Below are 10,571 nucleotides of genomic sequence, written 5' to 3'. Positions count from 1 at the left end.
GCGCCCACCCATGCACCCACAGGCTCACCGTGGGCCCCTCCTCCAACGGCGCGAACAGCTCCCGAGCCCGCAGGAACGCCACCAGCGACTCGCGCGTCACCCGCTTCACCTCACCCGAGCGCTCCACCCACTCGCGCATCCCATCGAGCACGATGGCCCTCGGGTTCACGCCCTGCCGCAACCTGAGCCCGTCCATGCGCCAGTCGACCTGCTCCTCCAGGTCCCGGATGCTCGCGAACCCCAACCGCAAGCGCAGGTCTCGCAGGAACAGCGCCAGCTCCTCCGGCGTCGTCTCGCACCGCGAAGCCCACCGAGAGGCCCCCTCCCCAAACGCGCCAGGCCGAGACTCCGAGAAGAACTCCGGCGCCAGCGAGTGGTCCCGTCCCACCAGGTAGCGCCCGAGCCGCTGCTCCGCCCCCCAGTTGCTCACGAGCCACACCTCCACGGGCCCTCGGGCACGCAGCGCACGCCAGCTCGTGAAGAGCTTGTGCAGCAACGGGCGTCCCTTCCCGCGCTGCGCCTCCGTGAGCGAGTCCAGCGAGTACACCTCACGGTGGTCCACGTGCCACTTCACCTGCACGAAGCGGCTCGCCACGCCCGAGCCCTCGCGCGCGTGCAGCGTCACGTCGTCCGCGGAGCCCGCCTCGGGATGCTCCAGATAGCCGTGCTCGAAGGGACACTCCGCGTCGAGCAGCCGGAGCAGCTCGTGCCAGGCGTACAGGTACTGATACCGGTCTCCCTCGAGCCGGGACGCGCTCTGCTCTCCCATGGCGGACCGCGCTCCTTCAGCGGGACTGAACCAGCTCGCGATGACGGTTGAAGAACTCCTCGAAGAGCCGCCGCATCTCGTCCTGCGCGTCCTCGCGCGGCTTCTCGCCCCAGCGGCTGAGCGCCTCGAGCACGCGCTTCACCCAGCGACGTTCCGGGTCTCGCACCAGCTTGCGCTGGAAGTAGACCCCCGTGATGAGCTCGTCATCCAGGTCCACGTCGAGCAGGTCCACCCGCTGCTGAGAGTACGTCTCGAACGGGTCCGGCGACGTCTTCAGGCCGGCGATCTCCACCGTCGCGCGCTCCAGCTTCGGCGCGGGGCCTCGCGCGGAGGTCAGCTTCAGCGCGCTGAGCCTGCACACCTGGAACATCCAGATGAGGTAGCGGCGCAGGCGTCGTTCGGAGAGCGTCCGGATGGGCGTCTCCGGCTCGAACATGCGCAGGCTCTCCATCGCGTTCCAGATGATGCGCTCCATCGTCCGGGTCTCACCCTCGCCCGCCACCGTCCCCTCCTGCTTCGACTTGCGCCACGCCAGCGCCACCTCGATCGCGATGGCGTCCGCGTCGAAGTCCGCCGCCTCCAGCACGAAGCCCGTGCGCCCGCTCCCGCTGTAGGTGTACGAGGTCAGCCCGCCCTGCTGGACGTGGAAGACCTCGTGGACCATGTACAGCCGGACGCACTCCTTCCAGTCCTCGCTGCCCACGCGGTCCTTCAGCTCCTTGAGGGCCAGCAACATCCCCACGTCGAAGCCCCACTTGCCCTCGAAGTGACGGTAGATCTCGATGGGTCCGGTCGACGGCGCATCCTCGACGGAGCCGCTCACGAAGTGCGTCCGGTCCTGCTCGCTCAGCTCCGACAGGAGGTCCTGCTGCGCGGGCTCGGACAACCAGGACACCAACTCCTGGTGGACCTTCCGCAGCTCGCCGAGGACCTTCGCCGCCACCGCGAACTGCGCGGTCGTGTACTCCACCGCCAGGGGCGCGGCGCGTCCGGCCTTCATCTCCTGGACGAGCAGGTACTGCCTCCGGTCCGCGTCGTAGTGGTGGAGCCACAGCGGGAGCTGCGTGTTCACGTTCACCGCCGTGCCCAGCGCGGCGGCGAAGCTCCCCGGGCAGTCCATCGCCAGCAGCACCGACGTCGCGCCGCCGAGCCGCTCGTGCAAATCCCCGAGCACACCGCGGAGCTGCTCCGCCGCGCGCGACACCTCCGCGGGGCTCTGGATGGCCGCCGGCCCGGGCCCACGCACCGGGCGCACGCGGACCTCGGCCAGGAGGTTCGCGCCATGCTTCCTGCGGAACGCCTCCAGCGCCTGGTCGCCGATGGCGCGAGTCACCTCCACGACGAGCGCCACGACACCCGAGCCACCCTGCTTCGTCTTCGGCAGCCCCTGCACCTCGAGGAAGTCCTCGGACGCGGCGGCCATTGTCCGGTCGAAGCCGAGCGACCACTCGCCGCTCCCGGACTGCTGGTACACCCGGAGGCGACGTCGGGGCAGGCACGAAGACAGGTGGAGCATCAGCTCCAGCGGCGCGCAGCCGAAGAGGTGCACCGGCAGGTGGTCCAGCCCCAGCTCCTTCTCCTTGCTGATGAGCGCGCTCGCGAACCGCTCGTTCTCGAGGAAGGCCCCCGCCCACGCCTCCCCCCGCGGCGTGCGCACGCTGAGCTTCTCGTCGTACGGATGGAGCACCGCGCTGGCCACGTCGCGATACCCCTCCAGCCCCTCACGCGTCAGCGTCTGGCGTGCCGCGTCCTCGATGACGGGCCGGTCGTGCTCGTAACGAAGGATGAGCGCCTCGGTCCTGCGATTGATGGACAGCTCCACGTTCGACATGTGCGCACCTCGGTTGACGTCGTCCACCGAGGAAGACGCCAACGCGAAGTGGACCCCTCGCGAGCCCGCTCATTTTCCCACGAGGTGCTCAAGGGCCGCGCTTGCGGTAGACGGGCCCGAACAGCGTCGAGAGGCGCTGGTGCGCCTGCTCCGGGTTCGACGTGCGCTCCCGCGAGGCGAGCTGCACCTCCCGGATGGCGTTCTGGAACAGGTTGCGAGCGGCCTCCTTCTGTCCCTGCGTCATCCGAGCATCCACCGCGACGCCCAGCTTCGCCGGGTCACGGCAGGTCTGCATGACGCGCTCCGACAGGTGCCGGAACAAGGCTTCGAGTCGCTCCAGCAGTGTCCCCTCGGGCGGCGACGCAAACGCCGAGTAGCACATCGCCTCCAGATGGAAGGAGCGCAGCGGACTGTTGTCCCGAGCTCGGTTCCACTGCTTCACCAGCTTGATGAGGGGATTGAGTCGACCTCTCGCGGCTTGGTCCGCCTGGGCGCAGGCGGCCTGGTGCTCCTTCGGGTTCGTCTGAATCCAGGCGCCCGTGTCCCGCTGGGGAATGAGATAGCCCCCGGGTCCTCGCGTGTAGGCCGGCACGATGTCGACGCTGATTCCCGAGGAGAAGTCGATGCGCAGGGAGTGTCTCTGCAGGGCCGGCGAGTCGCGTCCCGGCCACTCCACCTCGAAGACCTGCCGCACCTCACCCAGCAACGCGTCAGGCTCCCGTTGCCCCCTCGGTTGGCGGTCGGCGTCGAACACGGCGAACACATCCACGTCGTGCAAGGGACGCAGCGCCGTCCCCCGGCTGTACGAGCCCGACAGGAACACCTCCGACAGTGGCAGCCGCCGAATCAGCACTTCGCGCACGACCTCGTGCTGCCGCGTCACGTTGTCACGCTCGGCGCGAGTCAACTCCTGCTCCTCGACGAGCCTTTGCATCGCCTGTTCCACGGTCCACATGTCGCACCTCTCCCACGCGGGAAATCCGGTCCGGAAGAGAGGACGCCAGCCCGGGCTCAGTCCCTCGCGAGCGAGTCCAAGGTCCTCGCCACGTCGACCATCTCGGGCCGCTGCCCCGGCTTCTTCGCGAGCATGGCTCCGAGCAGGACACGAAGGGGCTCGGGAGCCAATCCCTCCAGGAGAGCCAGCGGCGGGGGCTTGAGCGCATGAAGGAAGAACAACCCCGAACGCTCACTCGCACTGAAAGGAGGCGCGCCCACCAGCAGACGGAAGCCCAGCACCCCCAGCGCATAGACATCCACCTTCGCGTCCACGCCCTTGGGACTGGTCCACTGCTCGGGGGCCATGTACTCCCCCGTCCCCAGCAGCGCCTCCCTCGCCGTGGACACATACAGCGAAGGGGCCCGTGCACCCTCTCCCGGGACGAGGCGCGCCAGGCCCAGGTCGGTGAGACGGACCTCCAGTGCGGCAGGTCCGGAACAAGCCATGAGGACGTTCTCGGGCTTCAGGTCTCGATGGATGACGCCCTTCTCGTGCAGGAAGTGGAGCACCTGCGCGAGCTGGCGCAGCACCTGGACACCTTCCTCCAACGACAGTCGGCCACCTCGCCGCGCGAGGAGCTCATGCAAGCTCACCGGGAGCCACTCCAGGACGAGAAAGGGGGGCCCGTCTTCCGTGGGCGTGCCCATCTCGAGCGCCTCGACCAGATACGGATGGCGCAGCGACAGGAGCGCCTCTGCTTCGTTCTGGAACCTCGCGACCAGCTCCGCCTGAAGACTCGCGCTCTGGCTCAGGGTCTTCACCGCCACCCAGCCATCTCCATCGAGCGCACGAGCCCGATAGACATCACTCGACCCGCCCACCGCGACGAGGCTGTCGATGACGTAGCGCCCCCACTGCATCCCGTGGAGCGGCATCAGCGCTTCCTGGATGGGTCCAAGGCACGCAGTTGGTCCATCCAGTGGAGCATGCCCCGGAGCTCTTCTTCGCAGTCCGGGTAGCCCTTCACGAAGGCTTCGACCTCCACCGTCCCGCCTGCCTCCAGGAGCCGCAGGTACTTGGAGAAGGCCGCGTCCACCTCGTTGCGCTCCGCGGCGGCCTCGGTGGAGAGCGGGTCCTCCAGTATCGGCTCATCGGCCATCCAGGCGCGCAAGGCGCGCACCCCACGTCCCATCAGGCTCTCGACTGCCTTGGGCGTCCTACCCATGTGCTCCGCGATGGCCTTCACCGGGTGCTCATCGAGATGGAACATCTTCAGGGCCTGGTGCTGGTCCGGCTGATGACCTTCCAGCCACTGAAAGCCGGAGATGAGGCGTCGCCACTCTTCCTGGAGTGCCGTCACCTGGCTCGGGCTGCGCTCCTGCGCCTTCACGCCGAGGAGCTCCTCTCCATCCAGCGACACCGTCGCCGTCGCGTCGCGCCGCTTCCGGGTGCCATGTCGATAGGTCCCGATGGCCTCGTTCCTCACGATCTGACGGAGCCAGGCCCACCACTCCCCCTCCGTGGTCCCCTGGAAATGGTCGAGCTGTTGAAACGCCTTCAGCAGGGAGTCCTGGGTGACGTCCGAAGGACGCGCGCCGACCTTCTCGACCTGGGCACGCTGTTTCTCGGCCCACTGGGACACCTGTCGCAGACAACGGCTCCACAATTCGTCCCGCGCGGCCTTCTCCCCTTCTCGAACCCGCTGCAACAGCGCCTCGAAAGACCACTCCGACAAAGAAGGCTCGGCCATGCGCATCCCCCACGTCACGGTTTGAAACTCTCGCACGCCAGGGCCTTGAAGCGCACGTCCTCCGGGTCGCGCGCGACGAACTCATGGACCAGCGCACACCCCTCGCTTCGCAGCGCCTCCGCCTGTTCGGAATCCCCTCGCCGAAGCGCCAACGCCTCGGCCCCACGCAGTGCCTCCAGGAGCGCCAGGGCGAATCGCTTGCTCGTGGGCTCCCCCCTGACCAGCTCGCGCCCGGAAGTCACCGCGGCCGTGTAGCCCACCGCTGCGTCCGTCCAGCGGCCCTCGTCAGAGGCCAATCTCGCGCTCCAGAGTCGGACCCACTCCAGCATCCACTTGCGGTGATGGTCCCCGGCATGCGTGCTCGCCTCCTGTGCCATGAGCCTCATGGCCTCATCCAATCGAGGGTGCGCGTCCGCCAGGCGCCCCGCCCGTCGCATCGCCTCCGCCTGATACGCCAGGCCCTGCGCGTAGAGGGACGCGCCGTAGTCCGGGTCCTGCGTGGAGAACAGCGGGACGGCGCGTTCGAGCCAACGCAGGGCCTCGCCCGCGCGTCCCTCGGCGAGCTCCAGGTCCGCCAACTCACTCAAGCCCACCGCGGAGTCCCGGTCTCCGGAGACCGAGCGCGGCACAGCGGCACGCTGCGCTTCGAAATACTCGACGGATTGCAGGAAGAGGGCTCGCGCTTCGGACAGTCGCCCCGCCGCCAGGTCGACCTTCCCCTGCTTCGAGTGATTGAACGCCCACTGCATGCGGTAATCCTCGCCTCCGAAGCCGAGCGCCTCACCTTGCGTCAGGAGGTTCCTCGCGTGGAGGAGGTGCGCACTCGCGACCTGCAGCGTGTCATTCAGGAAGCTCAGGTCGGCCATCCGGTGGGCAAGCTTGATGCGTTGCCAGAGGACCTCTCTCCGCTGCTGCTCCTCCTCGGAGAACCCCTCCAGCGAGTCCGACAAGCCACGTAGCAACGCCCGTCGGACCTCGAGCGTGTTCGCAATCCAGCTCAGCTCCCAGTCCGCGTCGGAGACGATGCCTTCCGCGGAGTTCATGATGCGGTGGAGGTTCTGGTCGGCGCGCTCGCGCTGCTCCCACGCCTGCACCGTCACTCCAAGCATCACGACCACGGCCAATGAAGCCGCGGCCACCAATGCGCGGCCGGTCCACACCCGACGCCGCTCCAACCAGCTCGCGGCCTGGAGAAATGCGTTCGCGCGAGGACTCAGCCGATGGGCACCCCGTCCAGGGGTGCCGACACCGCCCTGGTAATGCGTCAGCATCGTTCCCCGAGGGAGCCACTCATTCGGCCGCGCGGCCTCTTCCCAGTTCCGTGCGGCGACCTCGACGTCCGCGCGCACCTCCAGGTCTCGCCGCTCCTCCTCCAGCCACGCGACGAGCGAGCGGACCCGCTGCAACAGCGTCTCATGCACCAGGTCCACACGTTGGGACTCGACCTCGGCCCCTCCGGACAGGAGCACCAGTCGAGGTCCGGGCTCACCGCCCTCCACCCCGGACAGCCCGCTCAGGCGAAGCAACGCTTCTTCGGCGAGTGCATCACCTCCCGCCTCCGCCAACACCTCACTCCTGGGGCGTGGTCTCCGCGTGTCCTGCACGCCACGTCCCACCTGGACCAGGGACAGCAGGATCCACTTCGCACGCTCCCGGCCCTGCTCGCCCAGGCTCGCCAGCAGTTGCTCCGCCTGCTGGGACAGTGCGCCGCCCACGCCTCCCATCCGGTCATGGTGCTCGTGCGTCAGGGGCGCGCCACCGCTCAAGGTCCACAGTGAGCGCAGCGCATGCCCGAGCAACGGCAGCCCGCCGCCCTCTCCCTTCGCGTCGCGCACCATCCGCTCCGCCAGGCCTTCACTGAGCTGCATTCCCGCCTGGCGCGCCATCCCCTCGACGACCTCCTTCAGCGCCGCTTCACCCATCGGCAAGAGCGGGAAGCGCATCGCTTCTTGAAGCTGGTGGGGAAGCCTCGGCAACTGCTCCAGCCGGTGCAAGAAGTCGCTGCGCAAGCACGTCAGCAGCCGCAGCCGCCCCTCCCCGGACAAGGCAGTGACCAGCAGCCCATCCAGCACCGACTGCTCGGCGCTCCCCGAGGTGAAGAGCTCCTCCAGCGGCTCCACGACCAGCAGCATCAAGCTGTCTTCAGGAACGTTCGTCTGGACGAAGGTCCGCAGGCCCTCGGGCCCACTTCGCAGCCCTCGCTCCACCGCATCCACATCCCGCGTGGGGAAGGCCGTCACGAGCGCCTTCGCGAGGCTCCGCACCGGCTCATACGACGGCCTCGCCACGACGACCACCCAGCGCGGCAGCCCTGGCGGCGGTGGCTCACGGAGCCTCGGCAGCACGCCCGCGTGCAGCAGCGAGGACTTGCCCACACCACTCGGCCCTTCCAGCGAGACCCAGCGCCGCCCTCCCGAGCGTGCTTCGTCCAGAGACTCGAGCACCCTGCGCGTCTCCGCCCCGCGCCCGAAGAACAGCTCCGCCTGCGACTCATTGAAGGACGCCAGCCCCGGCACGGGACAGACGTCCTGCTCCTGCGCCCAGGGCCGGAGCAGCATGTCGCGACACCGCGCCATCGTCGGGCGCTCCTCGGGCGACTTCGCGAGCATCGACGCCACGAAGGTCGCGAGCGCACCCGGAATCGTCGGCGCCAACTGCCCCAGGAAGGGCGGCGGCGTGTTCACGTGCGCGGAGATGACCTCGACCATCTCCTCCGACTCGAAGGGCCGCTGCCCCGCGAGCAGCTCGAACAGCATCACCCCCAGGGAGTAGACGTCCGCGGAGACCTTCGCCGAGGAGGCACTCCGGAGCTGCTCCGGTGCCGTGTAGTGATAGGTCCCGATGAGCACGTTCTCATGCGTATGGACCTGGGTCGCGGCGACTGCGTCATCACGGTACGGCGGCAGCTTGGCGATGCCGAAGTCCAGCAGCTTGACCCGATATCCCAGGGCCGAGCTCGCGTCAGTGCAGAGGAACACGTTCTCCGGCTTCAGGTCCCGGTGGACGATGCCCTTCGCGTGGATCTCCGCCATCACTCGCGCGACCTGCGCGCACAGGGCCAAGGCCGTCTCGCGCGGCACGCGTCCCGAGTGCCTGCCCATCCACTTGCGCAGGTCCTGGCCGTCGAGCAACTCCATGACCAGGAACACCTGGTCCGCCTGCTTCTCACAATGAAAGGCTCGCACCACATCCGGGAGGTCGAGCTTCACCAGCGCGCGCCCCTCCTGGAGGAAGCGCGCGACGACCTGCGGCTCCCTCGACGCGTCCCGGGACAGCAGCTTCAGCGCCACCAGTTGTCCGGTGTTCTCGTTGACGGCCTCGAACACCTCGCCCATGCCTCCGGAGCCACACTGCCGCAGCAACCGGAACGGACCAACCTGGGACGACGGAGCACGGAGCATGGGATGCGAAAGGATTTACTCCGCCAGGCCTCACCCGAGGAATCCCCCGCGCGGGGGCGGGTCTCTCCCACCCCGTGCGCCCCTACTCCTTCACCGCCCCCGCCGTGAGCCCGGACACAATCCGCCGCTGGAACAACACCGTCAGCACCACCAGCGGCAGCGTGGCCACCACGGAGGCCGCGGCAATCTCTCCCCACGGCTCACGGTACTCGCTGGCGAACAGGCTGATGGCCACGGGCACCGTGCGCTTCTCCGGCGTCGTCAGGAACGTCAGCGCGAACAGGAACTCGTTCCACGCGAAGATGAACACCAATATCGCCGTCGTCGCGAGCCCCGGCGCCGCCAGGGGCAACAGCACCCTCCGGAACGCCTGGAACGGCGTGCACCCGTCCACCCTCGCCGCCCGATACAGCTCATCCGGCAGTTGCTTGAAGAACGACGTCAGCACCCACAAGGTCAACGGCATCGCGAACGTCGCATAGGGCAACGCCAGTCCCACCAGGCTGTCCCGCAACCCCACCGCGCGCAGGATGAGATACAGCGGGCTCACCGTCGCAATCGGCGGGAACATGCTCACCGCCAGCGCCGCGCTCAACAGCAGCCCCTTCCCCCGGAACTCCAGCTTCGCCAGCGCGAACGCCGCCGCCGAGCCCACCCCCAGGCAGAACCCGGTCGTCAGCGCCGCCACCACTAGCGAGTTCACCACCACCCGCAGGAACGGTCGCCCCCACAGCACGCTCGCGTAGCTCTCCCACGTCAGATGCGACGGCCACGGCCGGGTCAGTTCTCCATCCGGCCACAGGCTCGTCAGCACCTGCCAGAAGAACGGCCCCAGGAAGAACGTCAGGAACGCCACCACCGCCAGCGCCGTCCCCAAGCCCACGCGCTGTCTCATCGCGCCCGCTCCTCACGCCCCAACAGCCGCAGCCACACCGCCGCCAGCACCACCACGCACAGGAACGTCGCCACCGACAACGTGCTCCCGTACCCGAAGTCCCCCGAGCGCATCAGCGTCTTGTACGCGTAGATGCTCAACGTCTCCGTCGTGTTCGCCGGCCCGCCCTCCGTCAACACGTAGATGGCGTCGAACACCCGGAACGCATCCAACGAGCGGAACAGCACCGCCAACAGCAGCGCCGGCTTGAGCAACGGCAGCGTTATCGACCGGAAGATTCGCCACGGTGACGCCCCGTCCACCCGCGCCGCCTTGTAAAGGTCCTCCGGAATCCCTTGCAGCCCGGCCAACACCAACAGCGCCACGAAGGGCGTCGTCTTCCACACGTCCACCAGTATCGCCGCGTGCAGCGCGTACCCCGGCGCCCCCAGCCAGTTGATGTCCCGTCCGAGCAGCAAGCGATTGATGAGCCCGTAGTCCGGATTGAACATCCACGCCCACAGCCTCGCGCTCACCACGGTGGGAATCGCCCACGGCACCAGCACCGAGGCTCGTAACAAACCTCGCCCCGGGAAGGACCTCTGGAGCAGCAGCGCCAGCGGCACCGCGAGCAGCAACTCCACCGCCACCGCCACCGCCGTGAAGTACGCCGTGTTCCCCAGCGCGGCCCAGAACCGCGCGTCCCCCAACAGGTACGCGTAGTTCCCCAGCCCCACGAACCTCCGCTCGCCGAACACGAGGATGAAGCGGTGCAGGCTCAGCCACACCGCCGCGAGAATCGGGTACAGCGCCACGCCCGCCAGCACCACCACCGCCGGCGCCACCAACCAGTACGCCTGCCGGCGCTCCCGCTCCAGCGAGCCACGCACCGGCTCGCTCATCGCGCCTCCCGCTCGTGCGCACACAGCAGCCGCATCCATCCACCCGAGGCACGGCCGCACCGAGCCCACCCCACCGCGAGCCCGCTCATCGCCCCTCCCCCATCAGG

The 10,571-nt window shown here is 68.6% G+C and carries 7 protein-coding genes and 1 pseudogene; all 8 read right to left on the bottom strand.

Features of this window, described 5'->3' with window-relative positions:
• A pseudogene (locus tag FL311_RS36350) lies at positions 1 to 769 on the bottom strand (hypothetical protein); the annotation flags it as partial.
• Between the two features lie 16 nt (positions 770 to 785).
• Positions 786 to 2,600, bottom strand: a complete 1,815-nt coding sequence (locus FL311_RS36345; protein ID WP_141332268.1) for an SAVED domain-containing protein — start codon at positions 2,598 to 2,600, stop codon at positions 786 to 788.
• An 88-nt stretch (positions 2,601 to 2,688) separates the two neighbouring features.
• Positions 2,689 to 3,555, bottom strand: a complete 867-nt coding sequence (locus FL311_RS36340) for a CBASS oligonucleotide cyclase (protein WP_141332267.1) — start codon at positions 3,553 to 3,555, stop codon at positions 2,689 to 2,691.
• A 56-nt stretch (positions 3,556 to 3,611) separates the two neighbouring features.
• On the bottom strand, positions 3,612 to 4,472 hold the full coding sequence (locus FL311_RS36335; protein WP_228557314.1) for a serine/threonine-protein kinase: 861 nt from the start codon (positions 4,470 to 4,472) through the stop codon (positions 3,612 to 3,614).
• Complete coding sequence (locus tag FL311_RS36330; protein ID WP_194869507.1) at positions 4,472 to 5,287, bottom strand: sigma-70 family RNA polymerase sigma factor; 816 nt, start codon at positions 5,285 to 5,287, stop codon at positions 4,472 to 4,474. Before FL311_RS36330 ends, FL311_RS36335 begins: the two co-directional genes overlap by 1 nt.
• Before the next feature lie 14 nt (positions 5,288 to 5,301).
• Complete coding sequence (locus FL311_RS36325; protein WP_228557313.1) at positions 5,302 to 8,688, bottom strand: serine/threonine-protein kinase; 3,387 nt, start codon at positions 8,686 to 8,688, stop codon at positions 5,302 to 5,304.
• Between the two features lie 82 nt (positions 8,689 to 8,770).
• Positions 8,771 to 9,583 (bottom strand): carbohydrate ABC transporter permease, encoded by an 813-nt coding sequence (locus FL311_RS36320; protein WP_141332265.1) that lies wholly within the window; start codon positions 9,581 to 9,583, stop codon positions 8,771 to 8,773.
• A complete protein-coding gene (locus FL311_RS36315; protein ID WP_141332264.1) occupies positions 9,580 to 10,464 on the bottom strand; it encodes a carbohydrate ABC transporter permease in 885 nt (294 codons plus the stop codon). Before FL311_RS36315 ends, FL311_RS36320 begins: the two co-directional genes overlap by 4 nt.
• Between the last annotated feature and the right edge of the window lie 107 nt (positions 10,465 to 10,571).

Source organism: Myxococcus sp. AB025B (assembly GCF_006518215.1).
Lineage (GTDB): Bacteria > Myxococcota > Myxococcia > Myxococcales > Myxococcaceae > Myxococcus > Myxococcus fulvus.
This window is presented reverse-complemented; position numbering and strand designations above follow the sequence as displayed.

What these genes read in the sequence shown, in the direction of transcription:
- FL311_RS36345 (WP_141332268.1), bottom strand. Translation starts at nt 2,600, where the DNA reads ATGTCGAACGTGGAGCTGTCCATCAATCGCAGGACCGAGGCGCTCATC.
- FL311_RS36340 (WP_141332267.1), bottom strand. Translation starts at nt 3,555, where the DNA reads ATGTGGACCGTGGAACAGGCGATGCAAAGGCTCGTCGAGGAGCAGGAG.
- FL311_RS36335 (WP_228557314.1), bottom strand. Translation starts at nt 4,472, where the DNA reads ATGCCGCTCCACGGGATGCAGTGGGGGCGCTACGTCATCGACAGCCTC.
- FL311_RS36330 (WP_194869507.1), bottom strand. Translation starts at nt 5,287, where the DNA reads ATGGCCGAGCCTTCTTTGTCGGAGTGGTCTTTCGAGGCGCTGTTGCAG.
- FL311_RS36325 (WP_228557313.1), bottom strand. Translation starts at nt 8,688, where the DNA reads ATGCTCCGTGCTCCGTCGTCCCAGGTTGGTCCGTTCCGGTTGCTGCGG.
- FL311_RS36320 (WP_141332265.1), bottom strand. Translation starts at nt 9,583, where the DNA reads ATGAGACAGCGCGTGGGCTTGGGGACGGCGCTGGCGGTGGTGGCGTTC.
- FL311_RS36315 (WP_141332264.1), bottom strand. Translation starts at nt 10,464, where the DNA reads ATGAGCGAGCCGGTGCGTGGCTCGCTGGAGCGGGAGCGCCGGCAGGCG.